This is a genomic window from Pantoea sp. ICBG 985, assembly GCF_002928365.1.
GTDB classification, from domain to species: Bacteria; Pseudomonadota; Gammaproteobacteria; order Enterobacterales; family Enterobacteriaceae; genus Pantoea; species Pantoea dispersa.
This window is the reverse complement of the sequence record NZ_POWM01000003.1, coordinates 588,386-612,672: the sequence shown is the minus strand read 5'-3', so window position 1 is coordinate 612,672 and position 24,287 is coordinate 588,386. Positions and strand designations below refer to the sequence as shown.

Annotated in this window: 20 protein-coding genes; 10 read left to right on the top strand and 10 right to left on the bottom strand. The window is 59.3% G+C overall.

The window, feature by feature from the left end; translation table 11 throughout:
- Positions 1-2: 2 nt before the first annotated feature.
- Together C1Y42_RS12290 and C1Y42_RS12285 are read right to left on the bottom strand one after the other, a co-directional pair.
- Positions 3-1,346, bottom strand: a complete 1,344-nt coding sequence (locus C1Y42_RS12290) for an amidase (RefSeq protein ID WP_104093576.1) — start codon at positions 1,344-1,346, stop codon at positions 3-5.
- Positions 1,347-1,356: 10 nt separating this feature from the next.
- The gene (locus C1Y42_RS12285; RefSeq protein ID WP_104093575.1) at positions 1,357-2,037 is read right to left on the bottom strand and encodes a DUF2848 domain-containing protein; all 681 of its coding nucleotides are present in this window, start codon (positions 2,035-2,037) and stop codon (positions 1,357-1,359) included.
- A 114-nt stretch (positions 2,038-2,151) separates the two neighbouring features.
- On the opposite strand from C1Y42_RS12285, the gene C1Y42_RS12280 reads away from it, so the two are divergent.
- The gene (locus C1Y42_RS12280) at positions 2,152-2,826 is read left to right on the top strand and encodes a GntR family transcriptional regulator (protein ID WP_058770544.1); all 675 of its coding nucleotides are present in this window, start codon (positions 2,152-2,154) and stop codon (positions 2,824-2,826) included.
- Positions 2,827-2,828: 2 nt separating this feature from the next.
- Here C1Y42_RS12280 and C1Y42_RS12275 read toward each other — a convergent pair whose 3' ends face one another.
- The gene (locus C1Y42_RS12275) at positions 2,829-3,848 is read right to left on the bottom strand and encodes a LacI family DNA-binding transcriptional regulator (RefSeq protein WP_104093574.1); all 1,020 of its coding nucleotides are present in this window, start codon (positions 3,846-3,848) and stop codon (positions 2,829-2,831) included.
- Positions 3,849-4,111: 263 nt separating this feature from the next.
- Between C1Y42_RS12275 and ascF the strand changes: the two genes are divergently transcribed.
- The 5 genes from ascF to C1Y42_RS12250 all read left to right on the top strand — a co-directional run bounded on the left by ascF (position 4,112) and on the right by C1Y42_RS12250 (position 9,586).
- Positions 4,112-5,551 (top strand): PTS cellobiose/arbutin/salicin transporter subunit IIBC, encoded by a 1,440-nt coding sequence (gene ascF, locus C1Y42_RS12270; RefSeq protein ID WP_104093573.1) that lies wholly within the window; start codon positions 4,112-4,114, stop codon positions 5,549-5,551.
- A gap of 25 nt (positions 5,552-5,576) precedes the next feature.
- Positions 5,577-7,010 carry a 6-phospho-beta-glucosidase gene (locus C1Y42_RS12265; protein ID WP_104093572.1) on the top strand — a complete coding sequence of 478 codons (1,434 nt, stop codon included), beginning with the start codon at positions 5,577-5,579 and terminating at the stop codon, positions 7,008-7,010.
- A 326-nt stretch (positions 7,011-7,336) separates the two neighbouring features.
- Entirely contained in the window at positions 7,337-7,900 is a 564-nt protein-coding gene (locus C1Y42_RS12260; RefSeq protein WP_104093571.1) for a YfiR family protein, read from the top strand.
- A gap of 1 nt (position 7,901) precedes the next feature.
- Positions 7,902-9,116, top strand: coding sequence for a diguanylate cyclase domain-containing protein (locus C1Y42_RS12255; protein ID WP_058770539.1), 1,215 nt, complete (start codon positions 7,902-7,904; stop codon positions 9,114-9,116).
- Positions 9,113-9,586 carry an OmpA family protein gene (locus C1Y42_RS12250; RefSeq protein ID WP_104093570.1) on the top strand — a complete coding sequence of 158 codons (474 nt, stop codon included), beginning with the start codon at positions 9,113-9,115 and terminating at the stop codon, positions 9,584-9,586. The genes C1Y42_RS12255 and C1Y42_RS12250 overlap by 4 nt, the downstream gene beginning before the upstream one ends.
- Positions 9,587-9,594: 8 nt before the next feature.
- Here the strand turns inward: C1Y42_RS12250 and C1Y42_RS12245 are convergent, their stop codons facing one another.
- Together C1Y42_RS12245 and C1Y42_RS12240 are read right to left on the bottom strand one after the other, a co-directional pair.
- On the bottom strand, positions 9,595-10,551 hold the full coding sequence (locus C1Y42_RS12245; protein ID WP_104093569.1) for a UV damage endonuclease UvsE: 957 nt from the start codon (positions 10,549-10,551) through the stop codon (positions 9,595-9,597).
- 105 nt (positions 10,552-10,656) lie between these two features.
- A complete protein-coding gene (locus tag C1Y42_RS12240; RefSeq protein ID WP_021509525.1) occupies positions 10,657-12,687 on the bottom strand; it encodes a choline transporter in 2,031 nt (676 codons plus the stop codon).
- A 241-nt stretch (positions 12,688-12,928) separates the two neighbouring features.
- On the opposite strand from C1Y42_RS12240, the gene betI reads away from it, so the two are divergent.
- Genes betI through betA form a run of 3 tightly spaced genes read left to right on the top strand, consistent with a single transcriptional unit; the run spans position 12,929 to position 16,716 of the window.
- Positions 12,929-13,525: a transcriptional regulator BetI gene (gene betI / locus C1Y42_RS12235; protein WP_058758824.1), complete on the top strand. Its 597-nt coding sequence runs from the start codon at positions 12,929-12,931 to the stop codon at positions 13,523-13,525.
- 13 nt (positions 13,526-13,538) lie between these two features.
- Positions 13,539-15,011: a betaine-aldehyde dehydrogenase gene (gene betB / locus C1Y42_RS12230; protein WP_058775079.1), complete on the top strand. Its 1,473-nt coding sequence runs from the start codon at positions 13,539-13,541 to the stop codon at positions 15,009-15,011.
- A gap of 25 nt (positions 15,012-15,036) precedes the next feature.
- Complete coding sequence (gene betA, locus C1Y42_RS12225) at positions 15,037-16,716, top strand: choline dehydrogenase (protein WP_021509528.1); 1,680 nt, start codon at positions 15,037-15,039, stop codon at positions 16,714-16,716.
- Positions 16,717-16,890: 174 nt separating this feature from the next.
- On the opposite strand, the gene C1Y42_RS12220 is transcribed toward betA, so the two are convergent.
- Entirely contained in the window at positions 16,891-17,808 is a 918-nt protein-coding gene (locus tag C1Y42_RS12220; protein WP_104093568.1) for a LysR family transcriptional regulator, read from the bottom strand.
- 99 nt (positions 17,809-17,907) lie between these two features.
- Here C1Y42_RS12220 and C1Y42_RS12215 point away from each other — a divergent pair, with 99 nt between their 5' ends.
- On the top strand, positions 17,908-19,239 hold the full coding sequence (locus tag C1Y42_RS12215; protein WP_104093567.1) for an aspartate aminotransferase family protein: 1,332 nt from the start codon (positions 17,908-17,910) through the stop codon (positions 19,237-19,239).
- Here the strand turns inward: C1Y42_RS12215 and C1Y42_RS12210 are convergent.
- Genes C1Y42_RS12210 through C1Y42_RS12195 form a run of 4 tightly spaced genes read right to left on the bottom strand, consistent with a single transcriptional unit; the run spans position 19,232 to position 24,149 of the window.
- Positions 19,232-21,544 carry a molybdopterin-dependent oxidoreductase gene (locus C1Y42_RS12210; RefSeq protein ID WP_104093566.1) on the bottom strand — a complete coding sequence of 771 codons (2,313 nt, stop codon included), beginning with the start codon at positions 21,542-21,544 and terminating at the stop codon, positions 19,232-19,234. The genes C1Y42_RS12215 and C1Y42_RS12210 overlap by 8 nt on opposite strands.
- 34 nt (positions 21,545-21,578) lie before the next feature.
- Positions 21,579-22,340 (bottom strand): amino acid ABC transporter ATP-binding protein, encoded by a 762-nt coding sequence (locus tag C1Y42_RS12205; RefSeq protein WP_058758829.1) that lies wholly within the window; start codon positions 22,338-22,340, stop codon positions 21,579-21,581.
- Positions 22,333-23,256, bottom strand: a complete 924-nt coding sequence (locus tag C1Y42_RS12200; RefSeq protein ID WP_021509533.1) for an amino acid ABC transporter permease — start codon at positions 23,254-23,256, stop codon at positions 22,333-22,335. The genes C1Y42_RS12205 and C1Y42_RS12200 overlap by 8 nt, the downstream gene beginning before the upstream one ends.
- Positions 23,253-24,149 (bottom strand): ABC transporter substrate-binding protein, encoded by an 897-nt coding sequence (locus tag C1Y42_RS12195; RefSeq protein WP_104093565.1) that lies wholly within the window; start codon positions 24,147-24,149, stop codon positions 23,253-23,255. Before C1Y42_RS12195 ends, C1Y42_RS12200 begins: the two co-directional genes overlap by 4 nt.
- Positions 24,150-24,287 lie beyond the last annotated feature (138 nt).

Sequence of the window (24,287 nt, the reverse complement as noted above, 5' to 3'; positions counted from 1 at the left end):
TTTCAGAGACTCCGTTGCAGGATGGATTCAAGCGCCAGCGCCCAGCTGAGCAGCGCGGCATCGTGGCCATGGGTGGCGGCCAGCATCAGACCCACCGGCGCACTGCCGGGCTGATGACAAGGCAGGGAGATGGCGCAGCCGTCCAGCATGTTGATCACGCTGGTGTTGCGCAGCATCAGCAGGTTGACCTGGCGATAGCGCTCCGGGTCGTCGAGTTCGGCGATGGTCGGCGCAATCAGCGGCACGGTGGGCAGCAGCAGGCCATCGAACGGTGCCACCGCCTGCTCCACCCGCTGCCGCCAGTCGGCGCGCTGCAGATACAACAGTTGTGCGTCGGCCTCATTCAGCAACGCGCCGCGCTCAATGCGCATCCGCACCTGCGGGTCATAACCCGCCGCGTGCAACTGCAGCAGCGACTGATGCCACTGCCAGGCTTCCCAGGCGGTGATGCCGCCACGGGCGTTCATGGTTTCCAGTTCCGCCAGTTCAGACAGCGGCAGCTCGGTGAGCGTGGCACCCTGCGCGCGCAGCTGTGCCAGCGCGTGGTGCCACGCCTGGCTGACCGCGAGATCCAGCCCGTCCAGCACCCGGGTCTGTGGAATCGCAAAGTGCGCCCGCGTGATATCACGCTCTGCCAGCTGCAAAGGCCGATCGGCGATGACGCTGTCGAGCAGCCAGCAGCTGCGCACGTCATGGGCAATTACGCCAATACTGTCGAGTGCCGCCGATAGCGGTAGCGTGCCAGCCTGATTGATGCGGCTGGCGCTGGGTTTGAAGCCGGTCAGCCCACACAGCGCCGCCGGTATCCGCACCGAGCCGCCGGTGTCCGTGCCGACCGCCGCGAGGCACATGCCGTCGGCCACCGCCACCGCCGCGCCGGATGAAGAACCGCCGGGAATGCGTTTTTCGCCGCGCTGCCATGGGTTAGCTGGCGTGCCGTAATGCGGATTGATACCGAGCCCGGAAAAAGCGAACTCGGTCATGTTGGTTTTGCCGACGATAGCGGCACCGGCCTGTTTCAGCTGCTGCACGATATGCGCGTCGCGCGCGGCGGGCGGCGCATCCGCCAGCACGCGCGAGCCGGCGCAGGTAGGTTCGCCCGCCACATCAAACAGGTCTTTGATGCTGACTGGCAGTCCATCAATCGGGCTGCGCGGCTGCTGCTGTTGCCAGCGCGCATCAGCCTGCTGCGCCTGCTGAACGGCGCTGTCGGCGCAGGTCCGCGTAAACACGCGTGCGCCTTCGCCCGATGGCTGCTCAGCGGCGCGTAGTGCCTGTTGCGTCGCGGCGCTTGCGGTGAGGTCTCCGGCGCGCAGTTGCTGGCTCGCCTGCCATAAGGTGGTCATATGCGTCTCCTCAGGCAATCACCGGCAGCGTGCCGGTGACATAGTGGTGTTCCAGCGTGCGATTCAGCAGCGGATCGTGCAGCGCCATGCGGAACTCGCTGGCCGGACGGATGCCGCCGATCGCGCTCAACGTGCCGCATGACATCGCAAAGCCTTCGCTGACCGGGCGATCGCCGAAGTAGCGCGCCAGCAGATCCATCGGCGTGAGCAGAGAGTCGAGCGTGCCCTGCTGATAAGTCACCCAGTCGCCGTTGACTTTGATCCACGCGCGCAGCTCCAGCCGATCCCAGTGCGGCTCAACCTCTGCCATACGCCACGCATGACCGGCGACCGGCTTAACGCAGGCCTGCTTCGACAGTGCCACGCTGAAGGTTTCCAGGTGACGGTCGGTGTGATCGGAAATCAGCGACACCCAGTATTCGCCGCGATGGAAAAACACAAACGGCTCGGCTTCGCCGGAGGTTTGCTCGCCCACCACTTCCAGCGGGCTGTGCTGCGCCAGCTGCTGGGTGGCTACGCGATAAAACAGCGGGACTGCACCAGGTGCGGGCACGCCCAGCGCCTCCAGCTCCCTGATATGGTGCAGCACCGCCGCCTGGTCGCGGCCTACCCACCCGGCAATGACCAGCTGCTTAATGTCGACATCCAGCACCGGGGCGGCTTGTGAGTCGGTTGTAAAGCGTAAATGCATGCGATGATCTCCTGATGAAAAATGCGTGTGAAATTTCACTGCAATTTCAAGATAGCCATTTTCATGCCAGGTTTTTGTGTAAGATGTCTCAGTACCCCAATAAGGATCTGCGTGATGAGTGATTCAGTTGCTGAAAATGTGAAGTCACAGGCCGGACAAAAAAGCGTTTCATTGAATGAACAGGCCTATCTGGCGTTCAGGCATCGCCTGATTACGCTGCGCTATAAGCCAGGTGAATATCTCAATACCGCGCAGGTGATGGAGGATCTGGCAATGGGCCGCACGCCGGTTAACCAGGCAGTACATCGGCTGGCGACCGAAGGGTTACTGCAGATTATCCCGCGTAAAGGGGTGATGGTGGCACCGCTGTCGATTGACGATGCGCTGGAGCTGATTGAAGTGCGGCTGGTAAATGAAGCGCTGTGCCTGCGGCTGGCGACGCAGCGCGTGAATCCGGCGCAGATTGCCCAGCTACAGGCGCTGAATCAGCGCATCGCCGCCGCCAGTGTGGCGCGCGACCGTGAGCAGATGATGCTGCTGGACCGCGAGTTTCATCAGGTGCTGGCTGACATCGCCGGCAACGGTCGTCTGTCAGATATTCTCAGCATCATCCACGCCCAGGCGCAGCGCTTCTGGGCAACCACCCTGTCGAGCGCGCAGCACATGCAGGAGGTGATTGCCGAGCATGACGCAATCATTGCGGCGCTGGCGCAGGGTGACGTAACACGGGCAGAAGACGCCGCGCGCGTGCACATCTATTCGTTTAAGCAAGCGCTGCTGAACGCCTGATTTTAGCCAGGGTAAAACGGGCCGGGACCGACGGATTCGCGCAGAATCAGCTCGCCGGCAAAGGTTTTGCGGTTACGCATTTCGCCTCCGTCGAGCATCGACACCAGGCGTTCAATGGTCTCCTCGATCATGCCGGTCACCGGCATGCGCACGCTGGCCAGCGCCGGAATGGTATAGGGCGCCAGCGGAATATCGTCGAAACCCAGCACCGCCACCTGCTGCGGCACGCGGATGTTATGCGCCGCCAGCGCTTTCAGCGCGCCCACCGCCATCTCATCGTTACTGGCGACCAGCGCGCTGAACGATTTACCGCGCGCCAGCAGCGTTTCCACCGCCGCCGCCCCGTGCTGCGCCTGCCATTTGCCCTCCACCACCAGCGCGTCATCTGCCACCAGCTGATGCTGCGCCAGTGCCGCGTGATAACCGGCCAGGCGCTCGCGCCCGGTTGGCGAGTCAAGCGATCCGGTGATAAAAGCGATATCGCGATGGCCGAGTGCAATCAGCTGCGCCACCGCCTCGGCGCTGGTGCGTTGCTGATCGGAGTAGATGCAGTAACTGTCGTGCTGACGCAGCCGCCGGTTGATCACCAGAATCGGATGGCGGTGCTGGGCAATGATGCTGTCCATCTCATCAATGGTAAGAAAACGCGGATAGATGATCACGCCATCGCAGCGCAGATCGAGCAGAAACTGAATCGCCGCACGCTCCTCTTCGGCGCTGTGTTTGCCATCCACCAGCAGTAGCTGACGGCCCTGCTGCTCAAGAATACGCGCCGAATGCTGCATCATTTCGCTGAAATAGCTGCCGGTATACAGCGTGTTGGTGATCACCAGGCCGATGGTCTGGCTGGATTTAGTCGCCAGATTGCGCGCCAGCAAATTCGGCCGGAAGCCGGTCTCGGCAATCGCCTGGTACACCCGATCGCGCTTCTCCTGGCTGACGTAGCCGTTGCCGGACAACACGCGCGACACCGTCGCTTTTGACACGCCGGCCTTTTTTGCCACCTCAAGTATGGTTGCCATGCTTCACTCTGCTTCGCTGCTCATCGCCTCAGTGTACCTAAGCGATGAATAAGACGGGGAATTTTCTTGTCGCCCTGCGCCTGCGGGTGAAGATCCCGCCGCACGTCAGCCGATCAACATCACAAAATTAAAACGAAGATAGCGATTTTTCTTGTCTGAATGAATACGCCTGTTCATGATTTTGTGAAACCGGTTTCTCATGAATACATAACAGCCAGACGAAACCGACGTTTCCTCTACCCTACAATCAGAGACAAACATTCATGGCGACCAACTACGCTGACGCCGCACGAGCCATTGTGGCCTCGCTCGGCGGATTAGAGAATATTGAAGCCGTAACCCACTGCATGACACGCCTGCGCTTCGTGGTGAAAGACAGCGCGCGCGTCGATAACGCCACGCTGAAAGCCATTCCCGGCGTGATGGGCGTGGTGCACACCGACAGCCAGTGCCAGGTGATCATCGGCAACAATGTCAATCTCGCCTTTCAGGAAGTGATGAAACTCGGCACGCCGGGCAACAGCGGCAGCGCGCCGGTGAAACGGAAAATCACGCTGCGCAGTGTCGGCGCGGGCATTCTCGATGCGCTGGTCGGCACCATGTCGCCGCTGATCCCGGCGATCATTGGCGGATCAATGGTAAAACTGCTGGCGATGATGCTGGAGATGAGCGGCGTGCTGCCCAAAGGCTCGTCGACGTTAATCATCCTGAATGTGATTGGTGACGGCGCCTTCTTCTTCCTGCCGGTGATGGTGGCGGCTTCGGCGGCGCTGAAATTTAAAACCAATATGTCGCTGGCGATTGCCATTGCTGGCGTGCTGGTGCATCCCAATTTTATCGACCTGATGGCCAAAGCGGCGCAGGGTCAGGTGGTGGAATTCGCCTCGGTGCCGGTCACCGCGGTGAAATACACCTACACAGTGATCCCCGCGCTGGTGATGACGTGGATTCTGTCGCACATCGAATACTGGGTCGATCGCTTTACCCCGGCGGTAACCAAAAACTTCCTTAAACCGATGCTGATTGTGCTGATTGCTGCCCCCATCGCCATCGTCTTTATTGGCCCACTCGGTATCTGGATCGGTAGCGGCATTTCGGCGCTGGTGTACACCATTCACGGTTATCTCGGCTGGCTGTCGGTGGCGATCATGGGCGGGCTGTGGCCGCTGCTGGTGATGACCGGCATGCATCGCGTGTTTACCCCGACCATTATTCAGACCATCGCTGAGACCGGCAAAGAAGGCATGGTGATGCCGTCGGAAATTGGCGCCAACCTGTCGCTGGGCGGCTCATCGCTGGCGGTGGCGTTCAAAACCAAAAATCCGGAACTGCGGCAGACGGCGTTCGCGGCGGCAGCTTCCGCCATCGTCGCCGGCATTTCCGAACCGGCGCTGTACGGCGTGGCGGTGCGCCTGAAGCGCCCGCTGATTGCCAGCCTGATCAGCGGCTTTATCTGTGGCGCGGTGGCCGGCATTGGCGGCCTCGCCAGCCACTCGATGGCCTCACCGGGCCTGTTTACCAGCGTCCAGTTTTTCGATCCCACCAACCCGATGAGCATCGTCTGGGTGGCTGGCGTGATGGTGCTGTCAGTGGTGCTGTCGTTCATCCTGACGCTGATTCTTGGCTTTGAAGATATTCCGGTGACGGAGACCGCGCCGCGCCCCGGTAAGTCGGAAGCGGCAAAGCCGGTCAGCGCGAATTAATAATGGACTGTGATTGAGGTGAGTGATGTCTGAAGTGACATTTCCTGCGGGATTTTTATGGGGCGGCGCGTTAGCCGCCAACCAGTCAGAGGGGAGTTATCGCGCCGGCGGTAAAGGCTTAACCACGGTGGATATGATTCCACACGGCGAGCATCGCATGGCGGTGAAGCTGGGGCTGGAGCCGCGCTATACGCTGCGCGACGATGAGTTCTATCCGAGCCACGACGCCATCGATTTTTATCACCGCTATAAAGAAGATATCGCCCTGATGGCGGAGATGGGCTTCACGGTGTTTCGCACCTCCATCGCCTGGAGCCGCATTTATCCCAACGGCGATGAGCTGACGCCGAACGCGGCAGGTATCGCCTTCTATCGCAGCGTATTTGAGGAGTGCCGCAAATACGGCATCGAACCACTGGTCACGCTGTGTCACTTCGATGTGCCGATGCATCTGGTCACCGAATACGGTTCGTGGCGCAACCGTAAAATGATCGATTTCTTCGCGCGTTACGCCCGCACCTGCTTCGAAGCGTTTGATGGTCTGGTGAAATACTGGCTGACCTTCAATGAGATCAACATTCTGCTGCACAGCCCGTTCTCCGGTGCCGGTCTGGTATTCGCGCCGGATGAACATCACGAACAGGTGAAATATCAGGCAGCGCATCATGAGCTGGTCGCCAGCGCGCTGGTAACCAAAATCGCCCATGAGATCAATCCGCAGAATCAGATTGGCTGCATGCTGGCCGGCGGCAACTTCTATCCGTGGTCCTGCAAGCCGGAAGATGTGTGGGCCGCGTTACAGAAAGATCGCGAGAACTTATTCTTTATCGATGTCCAGGCGCGCGGCGCTTATCCCGCTTATGCCGCCCGGGTATTTCGCGAGAAAGGCGTGGAGATTGTCATGGCGGAAGGCGATGACGAACTGCTGCGCCACACCGTCGATTTCATCTCCTTCAGCTATTACGCCTCGCGCTGCGCGTCGGCAGATATGAATGAACAGAACAGCAGCGCCGCCAACGTGGTGAAGTCACTGACCAATCCGCATCTGGCGCGCAGCGCCTGGGGCTGGGGCATTGATCCCCTTGGCCTGCGCATCACCATGAATATGATGTACGACCGCTATCAGAAGCCGCTGTTTCTGGTGGAAAACGGTCTCGGCGCGCACGATGAAATCAATGCCAGCGGGGAAATTGCAGACGATTACCGCATCAGCTACCTGCAACAGCACATTCGCGCTATGGGTGAAGCGATTGCTGACGGCGTGCCGGTGATGGGCTACACCACCTGGGGCTGCATCGATCTGGTCGCGGCGTCGACCGGTGAAATGAGTAAACGCTACGGATTTGTCTATGTCGATCGCGACGACCACGGCAACGGCACGCTCAACCGGCTGCGCAAAAAATCCTTCTGGTGGTATCAGCGGGTCATTGCCAGCAACGGCCGGGATTTGGATTTTTAATTAAAAAAATGCGGTGAATGGCGCTGAATGATTGTTCAATTCAGGGCCATTGCGCCACAAAGGGAATATCCGGCGGCGCCGGGCAAATCATTTCGCGAAAAATCGCGCCGCTGCGCTAATTTTGCTGCGGGCATATCCGGCAGAATTCAGCCTTAATAGGCTTATTATGCTGCGTTTTTATTCATTACTCTTTTAACTCTCTATTTAAATCCGGTCCTGACGAATTTATTCTACCCTGCCTGATCGCGGTATCAGCGCCTGTACGGCGGTACTCTTTTGTACAGCGCGATGGTACTATTTCCCGGTTGCTGTTCAGAGATAGCGCTATGTTACAACTACAATTAAAGGTGAAGGGCGACAGCCAGCTGCTCTATTTATTGCAGGGCTTACGCGCATTTCTTCCCGTATTTTCTCTCATTTATCTCCTCTGTTTTCCTGCTGCTCAGGCGGCAAACAGTGCGGTTCAGCGTGACGATCAGGCTAACCGCATCGTCAGCGGCATCATCAGTTTTAGCCACTGGCCACAGTTAACACAGCCGCCACAGCTGTGCGTATTCGCTTCAGCACAGCACCTTGCGCAGCCTCAGGGCCCGACGCCGTTCAGCGTGGTGAGGATTAACCAGACCAGCGAACTCAGCCGCCAGCGCTGCGATGCCATTTACTTCGGCGATCAGACGCCGCAGCAGCAAACTGAACTGCTGGCGATGCTACAGGGTAAAGCCGTCCTGTCCATCGCGGAAAACAACCCGGACTGTGCGGTTGGCGCGGCCTTTTGTCTGATCTTTAACCGCGATCACACCGCATTTTCCGTCAACCTTGACTCGCTGGCGCGCAGCGGTGTCAGAGTGAGCCCGGACGTGTTGTTGCTGTCCCGCAAAGGAAGCAAATAAGATGAAGTTTGATAGCATAAAAAAAGATAAATCATCGATTCGCAATAAGTTGCGTCGTATCAGCACCGTCAATGCCGCCGTGATATTACTGCTGTGCTGGCTGCTGCTGACATCGACGTCTTTACTGTTTATTAAACGCTATGAGAAAAGAAACCTCGAACTCATTGCCGCCACACTCAGCACCAGCCTGACCGCCGCGACGGTATTTGAAGACAGCTATGATGCCCGCAACAAAATAGCCCTGCTCGGCAATGAAGGGATGTTTGCCTCCGCGAAGCTGGTCACGGCGGGCAATACCGTACTGGTGGACTGGCACGATCGCCAGCAAGAGAGCGGCTGGTATGAAACGCTACTGCGTCGCTGGATTTATCAGCAGCCGCTGGCGGTGGAAATTAATCACGCCGAAACCCAGGTCGGCCATTTAATGCTGGCTGGCACCGTCAGCGGTGCGGCCGATTTTATTCGCTATTCGGTGATGATTTTATCCATCGGTATGCTGTGCGTGCTGGTGATTTCCTGCCTGCTGAGTGAATTTCTGCATCGCGGTATTCTGCGCTCGCTGCGCAATATCACCAGCGCCATCCATTACGTGATTCGCTCTGGCGATTTCTCGACGCGCGTACCGCAAAATCCGACCAAAGAGTTTCAGCTGTTTTCCGAAGATCTCAACTCGCTGCTGAGTGAAATGCAGACGCTAAAAGCCTCACTGCTGCGCGATAACCGTTCACTGGCGGCCAAAGCGCTGGAGGATCCGTTAACCGGACTGGCCAACCGCTCGGCGTTCGTTGGCCGCCTGTCGCAGTTGCTGGATCAGCAGCTGGCGCATGAGAATTTTGTGCTGCTGTTTCTCGACGGCGATCGCTTCAAGAGCATTAACGACAACTGGGGCCATGCCGCCGGTGATGAAGTGTTGAAGGCCATCGCGGCGCGCCTCAGCGCGCTGGCGTATCAGGACGATCTGGTGGCGCGGCTGGGCGGTGACGAGTTTGCCATGCTGATCACCAGCCGCACCTCAGAAGCCGATCTGCAGCAGCTGACGGAAGATATTCGTACCGCAATCGCGCAATCGATTGTGATTTCGGAAGGCACGCAGATCACCACATCGGTGACCATCGGCTACGCCTGGTCGCAGCATGGCGATTCGGTGGCGTCGATTCTGGAGCGCGCCGATATGCACATGTATAAAAACAAAGGAATGAGTAAGGTACGCGTATGAAACTGAAATCATGTTTGCTGGTTATGGTGCTGGCCTGTGTCGGCTGTCAGTCAACCGGGCGTTTTAGCGACGCGCAGATTAAAGCGATGCGCGACGCCGGCTTCAGCGAAAACACTGAAGGCTGGGGACTGGGCCTGTCCGATAAGATCCTGTTTGGCATCAATGAATCTGACCTGACGCCCGCCAGCAAAGCCAGCATTGCGCAGATGGCGAAAAACCTGGCCGCCACCGGCATCGAACATCTGCGCATAGACGGCCACACCGATAACTACGGCAAAGCGGATTACAACCAGCAGCTGTCGCTGAAGCGCGCCAACGCGGTGGCCGATCAGTGGGCCACCGGCGCGGCGATTCCACGGCAAAACATCGTGACGCGTGGGCTGGGCATGAGCGCGCCGGTCGCCAGCAACAACACTGCACAGGGCCGGGCGCAAAATCGCCGCGTTGCCATTGTGATCACGGCGCCGTAAGCGGGTAATCAGCGCGTCTGCGCATAGTCATACAGGCGATCGCGCGCGAGGTTCTTCATTTTGACTTCGCACATGATGTCGAAGCGTTCAAACGACAGCGCCCAGTCATTCAGCGTCTGGTTGAAATAGTAGTCAGAATGGGCGCGCAGCTTCGGCTTAGAGGCGGCAAGTTGCTCCTGATCGGGAAAGCCGCTCTCCGGGATCAGCCCTTCCTGGGCGATCGAATAGTGCAGCACCGGCCGCACGCCGCGCCACGACTCCAGAATCAGCGCCACGCGCGCATCGCTGGCCTGAATAAACTGATTCTCTTTCACCCAGTGATGGTGAATATCCAGCACCACCGGACACAGCGCACGCGCCTGCAAGACGTCATCCAGCGAGCAGGAAATTTCGTCATTTTCCACCGTCAGCATATTGCGGGCTTCCGGGCTGAGGCGCATAAACGCCGCGCGAAAGCCCTCAATACCGCGTTTGCCGTTCATGTGGATGTTGATTTTGAAATCCTGAAACTGCCTGCCGTAGCCCATCAGCACCGCGCACAGCGTGTGGTACTCGACATCCTCCAGCGCCCGATCCACCACGTCATCATTATCCGAAGCCAGCACCGTATACTGGCCGGGATGGAACGACAGGCGAATGTTGTGCGCGCGGGCCAATTCGCCGCAGCGGCTAAACAGTGGCTGCAATTCGGGCAGAATATCGCCATACAGTTCAGTGGCCAGCGGCACGGTGTACAGCGGCAGCAGATCGCTGCCGATGCGCATCATGCGCAACGCATCCGGCTGCTGCGCCAGCTGTTCCAGCGTCAGAGAGAGGTTCTGCAGGTTATTTTGTGCCAGTGCCAGCAGCAGCGTGGCCGCCGCGTTACGCTCCATAGCGAGAAAGCGTGTGCGGGTGGTGGTTTTAAATGGAAATGGCTGTTTAGCCTCAGAATCAAAGTACTTACACGCAAAACCCAATTTCATTATGTTCCCCTTCAGGTCAGCTAGTGAGTCTAGCTGCCGCTGGCAATTATGCGAGGAACGCCGCGTGATTAAACGGGCAGCCGCCTTGCACGGCTGCCCGCACTGTTACACGCTCGGGTAAGTGATATTGCTGCCCGGCGCTTCACGATGCAGATGGATAAAGTTCAGGTGACGCTCGTACTGATCGAGAATGTCGATGATCACCTGCTCCTTGTTGTAGTCCATCAGATCGTTACCCTGACTGCCCTCCAGCAGGAAGGTTTCCAGCCGGTAATAGTGCGACTTACCGCTGCGGGCGCGATAGGTAAAGCCCGGCACCGAGTACTGCTGCGGCCACACCTGATAGACGAAATCCTGCTCCTCGCCGAGGTGCACGCGCAGATCAAGGTAGCCCAGCGGCTGGCCCTCTTCCGGCGCAACGCTCTCCAGCGATACGCGACCGCCGCGCAGCTCCAGCTCTTTGGCGACATCCTGCATCGCCGGATAGATCACCGTTTCCATCATCTGCTGGGTATAGCGCGTGCCCGGGTAGTTCATCAGGCGCGACAGCCGCTTTTTCCAGCTCAGACGGTCATTGCTAGCCGGAATATAGGGCGCGGTATCACGGCTGGCGCTGGCGCGGCGGTGATCTTCCACTTTGAGTGATTTATACAGCCCGGCCATCACAAAGAAAATCACGAAGCTGAACGGCAGGCCCATGATCACCGTGGTGTTTTGCAGCGCAGAGATGCCGTTGGTCATCAGCATGCCCATGGTCAGCACGCCAATCGCCACCGACCAGAAAATGCGCAGCCAGTTTGGCGCATCGCTGTTGATGTCTTTCAGCTTCGAGGTGAAGTTCCCCAGCACCAGCGAGCCGGAATCCGCCGAGGTAACATAAAACAGCATGCCGGTAATGGTGGCGACCGAGGCGCTGAACTTAAACGCCGGATACTGCGCCAGCAGGCTGTAGAAACCGCGCTCGGCATGCGCCATCACTTCCTGGGCAAAACCGGCATCGCCGTGGATGATCTCGTACAGCGCCGCGTTACCGAACACCGACAGCCACAGCAGCGTGAAGGTGAACGGGATAATCAGCGTGCCGAGCACAAACTCACGGATGGTGCGGCCACGGGAAATACGGGCGAGGAACAGGCCGACAAACGGCGACCACGCCACCCACCACGCCCAGAAAAACAGCGTCCAGCTGTTCATCCACTGCGTCGGACGATCAAACGCAAAGGTGTTGAGCGTCATGCCCATAAAGCGGTTGATGTAATCACCGACGTTCAGCACCAGCGCGTTGAGCAGGAAATCCGTCTTGCCCATAAACAGCACAAACAGAATCAGACCAAGCGCCAGCGCGACATTCAGCTCCGACAGGATGCGGATGCCTTTATCCACGCCCGAGGTCACCGAAATGGTGGCAATCACCACCGACAGTACAATCAGCGCCATCTGCGCCGTCAGCCCTTCCGGCACATCAAATAACACTTTCAGCCCGTAGTTGAGCTGTACCACGCCGATACCCAGCGTGGTGGCGATACCAAAAATGGTACCGATCACCGCCGCGATATCCACCGTGTGGCCAATCGGGCCGTTAATACGTTTGCCAAAAATCGGATAGAGCGCCGAGCGAATAGTGAGCGGCAGATTATAGCGGTAGCTGAAGTAGCCGAGCGCGATGCCCATCAGCGCATACATCGACCAGCCGGTCAGACCGTAGTGGAACAGCGTCCACACCATCGCCTGACGCGCCGCTTCCAGAGTCTGCCCGGCGCCTTCCGGCGGCTGCATATACTGCGTGACCGGTTCCGCCACCGAGAAGAACATCAAATCGATGCCGATGCCGGCGGCAAACAGCATCGCCGACCAGCTCAGCAGACTAAATTCGGGTTTGGACTGCTCCGGGCCCAGCTTGATGGCGCCGTAGCGTGAACAGGCCATATAGATGACAAAGACGATATACAGCGTGGCGGCCAGCATGTAGTACCAGCCAAAAGTGGACGATACCCAGTTGACGGCGCTCTGGATCCAGCCGGCAGCGAGATCGCTGTACAAAATGGTGACAAGTGAAAATGTCAGAATCAGTCCGGCAGAGGTGTAAAACACCACGGGATTGATTCTGTCTTTTTCACTGGCAGGTGGATTAATCATCGGTTACCTCTGGTTAATTTCCTGTAATTATTCAATGAAGTAGCAGGGCCGTAGCGATCGGCCTTATCGGTATCGTTCTCCTGTTTTCCCTCCTGATTGTTCGGCACGGTTCAGTATTCACCTTCCCGTTGCGCTTTCATAACAACCGAAGCACAGTATCCTAACAAGTTTCTTTTTTATATTGAACGTGCAATCAAAAAAAGTTTTAATAGGGGTCTTACATTGCGGTGGAGCTGGAGTCATGCCAAAGGTGGGAATGCAGCCGATACGTCGTCGGCAACTGATTGATGCGACCCTGAGTACCATTAACGAAGTCGGGATCAATGACGCGACCATTGCGCAGATTGCGCGGCGCGCCGGCGTCTCGACCGGCATCATCAGCCACTACTTCAAAGACAAAAACGGTTTGCTGGAAGCCACCATGCGCGACGTGACGCGCCAGCTGCGTGATGCGGTGGCGGCACGACTGAAACCGCTGGCGGGAGCCGGCACCGAAGCGCGCCTGCTGGCGATTGTCGAAGGTAACTTCGACGACACCCAGGTGCACAGCGCAGCGATGAAAGCGTGGCTGGACTTCTGGGCCAGCAGCATGCATCAGCCGCAGCTGGGTCGCCTGGAACGCGTCAGCAGCCGTCGCCTGTTTTCCACGCTCGCTGCCGAGTTTCGCCGCGAGCTGCCGCGTGAGCAGGCGCGGCTGGCCGCGCACGGTCTGGCCTCGCTGATTGATGGCCTGTGGCTGCGCGCCGCGCTGAGCGGCAAACCGTTTGATCTGGCGATTGCCAGAACGCTCACCACCCAATTCATTCGCCAGCAGCTGGCTGGCGCCGCGAATCACTGAGGAAGGAGCAACCATGTCCCGATTCACCGAGCAGCATTTATACATTGATGGTCAATACGTTGCCGCAGCAGCGGGCGACACATTCCAGACCATCAACCCGGCCAATGGCGAAGTGCTGGCCGAGGTCCATGAAGCCGCGCAGGCGGATGTCGATCGCGCGGTCGCCGCCGCGCAAAAAGGCCAGAAAATCTGGGCGGCCATGACGGCGATGGAGCGGTCACGCATCCTGCGCCGTGCGGTGGATATCCTGCGCGAGCGTAACGATGAGCTGGCGGCGCTGGAAACCCTCGACACCGGTAAACCGCTGAGTGAAACCCAGGCGGTGGACATTGTTACCGGTGCCGATGTGCTGGAGTACTACGCCGGCCTGATTCCGGCGCTGGAAGGCCAGCAGATCCCGCTGCGTGATACCTCCTTCGTCTATACGCGCCGCGAACCGCTTGGCGTGGTCGCCGGTATTGGCGCATGGAACTATCCGATTCAGATCGCGCTGTGGAAATCTGCGCCGGCGCTGGCGGCCGGTAACGCGATGATCTTCAAACCCAGCGAAGTGACGCCGCTGAGCGCGCTGAAGCTGGCAGAAATCTACAGCGAAGCCGGCGTACCGGATGGCGTGTTCAACGTGCTGAACGGGCGCGGCGCGGTGACCGGTCAGCTGCTGACTGACCATCCGGGCATCGACAAAATCTCCTTCACCGGCGGCGTGGCCAGCGGTAAAAAAGTGATGGCCAACGCGGCCGGCTCCACGCTGAAAGAGGTGACCATGGAGCTGGGCGGCAAATCGCCACTGATCGTGTTTGACGATGCCGACCTCGATCTCGCCGCCGACATCGCCATGATGGCGAACTTCTACAGCTCCGGCCAGGTGTGCACCAACGGCACGCGCGTGTTTGTGCCGACGGCATTGCAGCAGGCGTTTGAAGCCAAAATCGCTGAACGCGTGGCGCGCATCAAAGCTGGCGATGTCAACGATCCGGCCACCAACTTCGGCCCGCTGGTCAGCTTCCCGCACCGTGACAATGTGTTGCGCTATATCGAATCCGGCATCAGCGAAGGCGCGCGCCTGCTGTGCGGCGGTAAACGCATGAGCGGCGCGGCGTTTGATAACGGTGCCTGGGTAGAACCGACCGTGTTCACCGATTGCCGTGATGAGATGGCCATCGTACGCGAAGAGATTTTCGGACCGGTGATGTCGATCCTGACCTACGACAGCGAGGAGGAAGTGGTGCGCCGCGCCAATGCCACCGAATACGGCCTGGCGGCAGGTCTGGTCACCCGGGATCTGAATCGCGCGCACCGCGTCATTCACCAGATTGAAGCGGGCATTTGCTGGATCAACACGTGGGGTGAATCCGCCGCTGAAATGCCGGTAGGCGGTTACAAGCACTCCGGTATCGGCCGCGAGAATGGCCTGATGACGCTGCAGAGCTATACCCAGGTGAAATCTGTACAGGTCGAACTGACCCGTTTTCAGTCGGTATTTTAATCAAGCTTAACCTGAGGAGCGACTAATGGAATTTGATTACATCATTATCGGAGCCGGATCCGCAGGGAACGTTTTGGCAACAAGACTGACCGAAGACAGCAGCGTGAACGTCCTGCTGCTGGAGGCCGGCGGTCCCGATTACCGCTTTGATTTCCGCACGCAAATGCCGGCGGCGCTTGCCTGGCCGTTGCAGGGCAAACGCTACAACTGGGCGTACGAAACCGAGCCTGAGCCGCACATGAATAACCGCCGCATGGAGTGCGGACGCGGTAAAGGGCTGGGCGGTTCGTCGCTGATCAACGGCATGTGCTACATCCGTGGTAACGCCATGGATCTCGACAACTGGGCGCAGCAGCCGGGACTGGAAAACTGGACTTACCGCGACTGCCTGCCCTACTACCGCAAGTCGGAAACGCGCGATATCGGTGCTAATGATTATCACGGCGGCGAAGGCCCGGTGAGCATCACTACCTGTAAGCCTGGCAACAACCCGCTGTTCGCCGCGATGATTGAAGCCGGCGTGCAGGCGGGCTATCCGCGTACCGACGATCTCAACGGTTATCAGCAGGAAGGATTTGGTCCGATGGACCGTTTCGTGACGCCGCAGGGCCGCCGCTCCAGCACCGCGCGCGGTTATCTGGATACGGCGAAACAGCGTCCGAACCTGAAAATCATCACCCACGCCACCACCGATCGCATTCTGTTCGAGGGCAAACGCGCGGTCGGCGTGCAGTATCTGCACGGCGCCAGCGATACGTCGCACACCGTGCATGCGCGGCGTGAAGTGCTGCTGTGCGCAGGTGCTATCGCCTCGCCGCAGATTCTGCAGCGCTCCGGCGTTGGCGCGGCGGCATTGCTGAAGCAGCACGACATCCCGCTGGTGCATGATCTGCCGGGCGTCGGTGAAAACCTGCAGGATCATCTGGAGATGTACCTGCAGTACGAGTGCAAAGAGCCGGTATCGCTCTATCCGGCCCTGAAGTGGTGGAACCAGCCGAAAATCGGTGCCGAGTGGCTATTCAAAGGCACCGGTATCGGCGCCAGCAACCAGTTTGAAGGCGGTGGCTTTATCCGCAGCCGGGAAGAGTTTGCCTGGCCCAACATTCAGTACCACTTCCTGCCGGTGGCGATTAACTACAACGGCTCGAATGCGGTAGAAGCGCATGGCTTCCAGTGTCACGTCGGTTCGATGCGTTCGCCAAGCCGCGGTCACGTGCGCATTAAGTCGCGCGATCCGCGCCGGCATCCGGCGATTCTGTTCAACTACATGGCGCACGAGCAGGACTGGCATGAGTTCCGCGATGCCATCCGCATCACGCGGCAAATCATCAACCAGCCGGCGCTGGATAAGTATCGCGGCAAAGAGATCAGTCCGGGGCTGGAGTGCCAGAGCGACGAGCAGCTGGATGAGTTTGTGCGCAACCATGCTGAGACCGCTTACCATCCGTGCGGCACCTGTAAAATGGGCAGCGATGAGATGGCGGTTGTGGATGGCGAAGGTCGCGTACACGGCCTGCAGGGGCTGCGCGTGGTCGACGCCTCAATCATGCCGCTGATCATCACCGGTAACCTGAACGCCACCACCATCATGATTGGTGAGAAGATCGCCGACAACATTCGTGGTCGCCAGCCGCTGCCGCGCAGCGAAGCGGACTACTTCGTGGCGGGCGATCGCCCGGTGCGCGGCGAGCCGCTGCGCGCATAAAGCAGTGATGTCTCAGGGGGAGAACGTACGGTTCTCCCCTTTTTTTCGCCCTCTTCTCTCTCGTCACCCCGACTGCCATCAAGGCCTGTCAGACTTTGCGCCGCACGGTGCTGGTACCTGGGTTGATGTAGCAACCTAACAGTATGTTGTAACTATAATACCTTAGCGCCTCCGCTAAGCGCCGGGCTTGTCCAGCGCCAGCGCCTGCAAAAAGCGTTGCAGGATGGCGTTGTGACGCGAGCCCTGGCGCGTAACGAGCGCGATTTGACTGTGGTAATGGAACTGCTGTGGCGCGAGGGCGCGCATCTGCTTTTTCTCCACCCACTGCGCGGCGTAGTGGTCCGGCAGGAAACCGATATAGCGCCCGGTGAGAATGAGAAACGCGATCCCTTCGCGATCGGAAGCGGTGGCACTGCAGTTCAGCTGCTGATGCAGCACAATCGCCTCCGCCGGCATGCGAAACAGCGGCGCTATTGCATCGCAGGCCGCCAGCGCGTGGTGTTCCGGCCGCTCCGCCTGGTTAAACAGCGGGTGCGCGTGGCTGCAATAGAGCTGCGCATGTTCATCATACAGCTGTGCGTACGCCAGCCCGGAGACCGGTGCCGCCATCGGCAGCGCACCCACGTGCAGGCGCCCTTCCAGCAGACCCCGCTCGATGTCCGCTGCGGTTAACATACTGATGTTGATCCGGACCCCTGCCCCGCTCTCCCGCAGCGCCGCCAGCGCATGGGTGAGACGCATGCGCGGCTGCGTCACCAGATTATTGATGATGCCGATGTTGAACTCCCCGCGCAGCTGCTGATGCATCTGGTTCACCTGCTGGCGAAAATCTTCCACCGCCGCCATCATGGTCTCGCTGTGTCGTAAAATTTCACGCCCTTCCTCGGTGAGCGCAAACCCGGCGCGACCGCGCTGGCACAGGCGCATGCCCAGCCGTTTTTCCAGATCGCTCATATGCAGGCTGATGGCCGAGCGCGTAATACCGAGCAGGCTTTCGGCGGCGGAAAAGCTGCCGCACTCGCTGACGGTTTTGAAAACGCGCAGCAGTCTGAGGTCGAAGTCGGTCACCTGGGCCAGCGTTTTCTTTTTCATTAAGGTGAGTAAATCCATAAGTGAAGACAAGTTAATTAGCATTTAACTTAACCGGCGGCGGATTGCAAACTCTGCTTATCACCCGCCGGAGAAAACCCGATGTCACAGCCGATCAATACCGCCGACCTGAATTTACAGGCGCACTGGATGCCGTTCACTGCTAACCGCTATTTTCAGCAGGACCCCCGTTTTATTGTCGCCGCGCACGGCCACTGGCTGACCGCTGGCGACGGCCGCCAGATTTTCGATAGTCTGTCCGGTTTATGGACCTGCGGCGCGGGCCACACGCGCCGTGAAATCCAGCAGGCGGTCGCGCAGCAACTCGGTACGCTGGATTACTCACCGGGCTTTCAGTACGGCCATCCGCTGTCGTTTCAGCTGGCCGAGCGCATCGCCAGCCTGATGCCCGGCCATCTCAACCACGTGTTCTTTACCGGTTCGGGGTCGGAGTCGGCGGATACTGCGGTGAAAATGGCGCGCGCCTGGTGGCGGGCCAAAGGCCAGCCCAATAAAACCCGGCTGATTGGTCGCGCGCGTGGCTATCACGGCGTGAACATTGGCGGCACCAGCCTTGGTGGAATCGGCGGCAACCGTAAGGCCTTTGGTCAGCTGCTGGAGGTTGATCACCTGCCGCATACGCTGCAGCCAGAGCTGGCGTTCACCCCCGGCCAGCCCGCCACGGGCGGCGAGGCGCTGGCGGATGAGATGCTGAAGCTGATTGAGCTGCATGATGCTTCGACTATTGCCGCGCTGATTGTTGAACCGCTGTCCGGTTCCGCCGGCGCGATTATTCCGCCGCACGGCTACCTGCAGCGCCTGCGTGAGATCTGTACGCAGCACGATATTTTGCTGATTTTTGACGAGGTGATCACCGGCTTTGGCCGCATGGGACGCTGGAGCGGCGCGGAGTATTTTGGCGTCACACCGGATCTGCTCAACTTCGCCAAACAGATTACCAACGGTGCCATTCCGCTGGGCGGCGTGGTGGCCAGCAGCGAAATCTATCACACCTTTATGTCTCAGCCGCTGCCGCAGCACGCGGTTGAGTTTGCGCACGGCTACACCTATTCGGCGCATCCGGTGGCCTGCGCGGCCGCGCTGGCGACGCTGGACGTGCTGGAAAACGAGGCGCTGATTAGCCAGTCGGCCGAACTGGCACCGCATTTTGAACGTGCGCTGCACGGGCTGCGCGATTGTCCGCAGGTGGTGGATATCCGCAACTGCGGGCTGGTCGGTGCCATTCAGCTGGCACCCCGTGAAGGTGACGCGACCGTGCGGCCGTTTGAAGCGGGCATGGCGCTGTGGAAAGCCGGCTTTTACGTCCGCTTTGGCGGCGATACGCTGCAGTTCGGCCCGATGTTTGATACCCAGCCGGCCGAACTGGACCGGCTATTTGATGCGGTAGGCGAAGCCCTGCACGGCCTCAGATAATCTCAGTGCTGTAGCTGACCGGTTGCGGCGGAATAAATGCCTGCACCGGCGTCAGCTCGCCGCGGTATTTGCGCAACTGCACCACGGTGATTTGTCCGCTACAGCCCTGCGCCAGCGATGAAGTACCGATATCCAGCGTCAGCACATTCGGATTGCCGTGGCGACACAGCGGTCGCAGCGCGGTGGGATCGACCGGATCGTACCAGGCGCCGGTCGGCAACTGCACCACACCCAGCATAATGCTTTCGGTAACGCGAGCGCTGGCCAGCACGTGACCGCGCTGATTGTACAACTCGATAATGTCGCCGTCGGTAATGCCGCGCGCGGCGGCATCGTGCGGATGCAGGCTGCACACCTCACGTCCTTCGCATTTGCCGCTCAGACTGTAGTCACCAAAATCCAGCTGGCTGTGCAGACGCGTGGCCGGCTGATTCGCGATCAACCACAGCGGATGTTCCGCATCCGTCTGCTGCTGCGGCGCGCGCCACACCGGATGGCCGGGGCAATTTTCATAGCCAAAGCTGGCGATGGTGGCGGAAAAGATTTCGATTTTGCCGCTCGGTGTCGGTAGCGGTGCCGCCGCCGGATCGGCCCGAAACGCATTGATCATCCGCCCGCCATCTTTCAGCTGCGGCAGTTCAATCACGCCCTGCAGCCAGAACTGGTCGAAGTCAGGAATCGTCACCTGATGCGCGGCCAGTTTTTCCTGCAGCTGCGCATAGTGATGGCGCAGCCAGCCGCGGGCGTCGCGTCCTTCGGTGAACGCCTCTTCACGGCCTAAACGACGCGCCAGTTCAGCAAAAATGGTGTAGTCATCCTGCGCCTGCGCGTAAGGTTGTGCCACCGGCTGCATGGCAAACAGATGACGATCGGTCGGCGCACCGCCGATATCTTCACGCTCCAGCGTCATAGTGGCAGGCAGCACGATATCCGCATGGCGCGCGCTGGCGGTCCACGCGGTCTCGTGCACAATCAGCGTATCCAGCTGGCAAAACGCCTGCCGCAGCCGCGCCAGATCCTGATGATGATGGAACGGATTGCCGCCCGCCCAGTAGGCCAGACGGATGTGCGGATAGGTCAGACGCCGGCCGTTGTAGTCAAACTGCGTGCCGGGATGCAGCAGCATATCGGCGATGCGCGCCACCGGAATCAGCCGGTCAATACCGTTCCTGCCCTGCGGCAGCGCCGGGAAACTCACCAGATTATGATGCTTACCGTAGTGACCTAGCGCGCCGAGCGCGTAGGTATATCCACCGCCCGGCAGCCCCGGCTGGCCCAGCGCGGCCGCCAGCACCAGCCCCAGCCATACCGGTTGCTCACCGTGTTCCGCGCGCTGCAATGCGTGCGCCACGGTAACCAGCACACGTTTACCGTGCAGCTGGCGCGCAAAATCGGTGATTGTTGCCGCGCTGACGCCACAAATCTCAGCCGCCCACTGTGCGTCGCGCCGCGTACCGTCCTCTTCGCCGCGAATATAGGCGACCATTTGCGGCCAGCCGACGGTGTAACGCGCGAGGAAAGCCTCATCGGTGCGCTGCTCGTCAATTAACACTGACAGCAGACCGAGAATGAAGGCCGCATCGGTACCAGGACGCAGCGCCAGCCACTCTCCCTGCGCCTCATCGGGCAGATCGCTCTGCAACGGGCTCACTGAAATAAAGTGTGCGCCGCGTTCCGCCGCCTGCTGCATAAAGCCGCGCTCGGTATGTTCGCTCAGACCACCGCTTGCCACCTGCGAATTTTTCAGCGCCAGGCCGCCGAACGCCAGCACGATCTCGCTATGCCGGGCGATCTCTTCCCAGCTGACGCCGCGGCGGGCGATCTCATTCATGTCGCCGACGATATGCGGTAACAGCACCGAAGCCGAGCCGGAACTGTAGCTGTTCACCGAGCGCACATAGCCGCCCATCACCGTGTTAAGAAAGCGGTGCACCTGGCTCTGCGCGTGATGAAAACGGCCGGCACTTGACCAGCCATATGAGCCACCAAAAATACCTTCCGGCCCATACGCGTCACCGACGCGCTGCAGTTCGCGCGCCACCAGCGTGTAAGCCTGCTCCCAGCTCACCGCCACATAGTCATCATTGCCGCGACGCGGATCCGCGCCGGGCCCGTTTTCCAGCCAGCCACGGCGCACCATCGGTTGCGCCACGCGCGCCGGGTGATGCAGGACATTGTGAAAGTTTTGCAGCAGCGGGCTGGGATCGGGATCGCCGTGAAACGGTTCGATGGTCAGTCGATCGCCCTGCTGGCGGGCAGTAAAAGCACCCCAGTGGGCGCTGTGCATCACCGGTTTTTGCGTCATCATGCTTCCTGGAGTCAAAAATGAAAAACGGTGCTTACAGCACCGTTGCAATAAAGTTTCTTACACGTCCGTTTTCCGGATCGTCGAGCACCTGCTGCGTCGGCCCCGCCGCCACAATCCGCCCGCCTTCCATAAACACGATGTTGTCAGCCACCTCGCGCGCAAAACCGATCTCGTGCGTCACGATCACCATGGTGATGCCGGAGTGCGCCAGCTGTTTGATCACCTGCAGCACTTCACCCACCAGTTCCGGATCGAGCGCAGACGTGGGCTCATCAAACAGCATCACGCCGGGATCCATCGCCAGCGCACGGGCGATCGCCACGCGCTGCTGCTGACCACCGGAGAGATTCTGCGGCCACTCTTCTTCGCGCCCGGCCAGCCCCACCTGCTTAAGCAGCGACAGCGCTTTGCTGGTCGCCTGCTGGCGGCTCTGTTTTTTCACCCGCATCGGCGCATCGACAATGTTTTGCAGTACGGTGCGGTGCGGGAACAGGTTGAACTGCTGAAACACCATGCCGATTTCGGCGCGCTGACGCGCAATCTCGCTGCTGCTCAGCTCGTGCAGCGCCTGGCCTTTCTGTTTGTAACCAATGATCTCGCCACCGATACGAATAGTGCCACCATCCAGTTTTTCCAGATGATTAATGCAGCGCAACAGCGTCGATTTGCCCGAGCCGGACGGTCCGAGGATCACCGTCACCGAGCCAGCCGGGATATCAAGATTAACTTCATCCAGTATAGTGACGCCGGAAAAACGTTTGGTCACCTTACGTAAGGCGATCGCTTCAGCCATTGCTTACGCTCCTTTCGGCTTTAGGCGCGGAGAAACCGGGCAGTGACTTAAGTAAACTGCGCTTTTCACGGCGCGTGACGCCACGGCCAAAGTAGCGCTCGACGTAGAACTGACCAACCGACAGTACCGAAGTCATCAGCAGATACCACAGCGTCGCCACCAGCAGCAGCGGGATCACTTCATAAGTGCGCTGATAGATGATCTGCGCCGAAAACAGCACATCCTGCAGGGAGATCACCGATACCACCGCCGTGGTTTTCAGCTGGCCGATGATTTCGTTACCGGCCGGCGGCATGATGGCGCGCATCGCCTGCGGCAGTACGGTATGGCGGAAAATCTGCGCCGGACGGTAACCCAGCGCACGGGCGGCTTCCAGCTGGCCGTTGCCAACGCTCTGAATCCCGGCGCGCACGATCTCCGCCGCATAGGCAGACTGATGCATTACCAGCGCGATCACCGCCGCGCTGAACGGACTGACCAGCGCATTAGACTGAGTACTCCAGATTTCACCTAGGCCCGGCAGCGACAGTGAAATGGTCGGGTACAGCGCCGCGATGTTGTACCACAGGAACAGCTGTACCAGCATCGGTACGCCGCGGAAAAACCAGGTATAGAACCAGCTGACGCCGACCAGCACCGGGTTGGATGACAGGCGCATCAGCGCCAGCACCGTGCCAAAGGCGAAGCCCAGCACCACCGAAATCGCTGTCAGCTGCAGTGTCATCAGCACGCCCTGCAGGATCGACTCGCCGGTGAAGTTTTCCGCAATCACGCCCCATTCGAAGCGCGGATTGTTGATCATCGAATGCGCCATCGCCACCACGCACAACAGCACCACCAGCGCACTGAGCCAGCGTCCGTAGTAGCGTTTACCGACGATTTTCAGATCGTCGGTGTGGTCGTGAAAGTCACTCATTGAAAGATATCCTGATTACGTTTTGACTCTTTAACCGCGCCAAAGCCGATGCCCCAGTTATCCAGGATCTTCTGGTAGCTGCCATCTTTAATCAGCGAGTTCAGCGCTGCCTGTACGGCAGGTTCAAGCGCGGAATCTTTCGGGAAGGCGACCGATACCGGCGCATCATGTACGGTGATTTCGCCGCTCATGGTCAGCGGTTTGATCACTTTCACCTGCCACAGCAGGCCTTCGTACGGACCGAGGAACATCGGCACACGCCCGCTGACCACGGCCTGAACACCCGCCGGGCGATCCGGGAACACTGACACTTTAATCGGTTTTTTCCCGGCCGCTTCACAGGCTTTGCTGGCCTCTTCCAGACGGGTCACCTGGGTGGTGCCGGAACCGGCGCCGACTTCTTGACCGCACACCTCGTCGAGGGTTTTGAACGGCGCGACGTTGGCGTCTTTCCGCGAAATAATGCCGAGACGGCTGGCGTCGTAGTAACTCACGAAGTCGATAATTTTGGCGCGCGCCGGTGTGGCGTTGATGTTGGACAAGGCCACATCATAGCGACCGGTTTTCAGTCCCGGAATGATGTTGTCGAAGCCGCCGGTATCACGCCACTGCACCTGAATGCCGAGACGCTCACCGACCGCGTTCATGATGTCAATTTCACGACCGGCCAGCGTTTTGTTGTCTTCTTTATAGAAGGTGGTGGGCGGCGTGTTGGGGTTGGTTCCTGCCACAATATAGCCGCGCTTCGCCACGTCGGCGGGCACCAGGCTTTTCAGCGCGGCATCAGCCTGTACATGCAGTGAGCTGTCGGTTGGGACGGATTGTTCGGCGGCAAACGCGGTGTGCGCACTGAGAGCGAGTGCGAAAAGGGTGATACCTTTTGCGAATTTCACTGGAACCTTTCTCCTGATATTTAAAATGTTTCCCGGCAGGGAAAAGGCGTCGAGGTAGCGATGTATTTTTCCCTTTGCACATGTCGCGTAAAGCCGCGCGGCGCAAAGGATTGTCATCCTCTGAACGTCCCGCAGCCA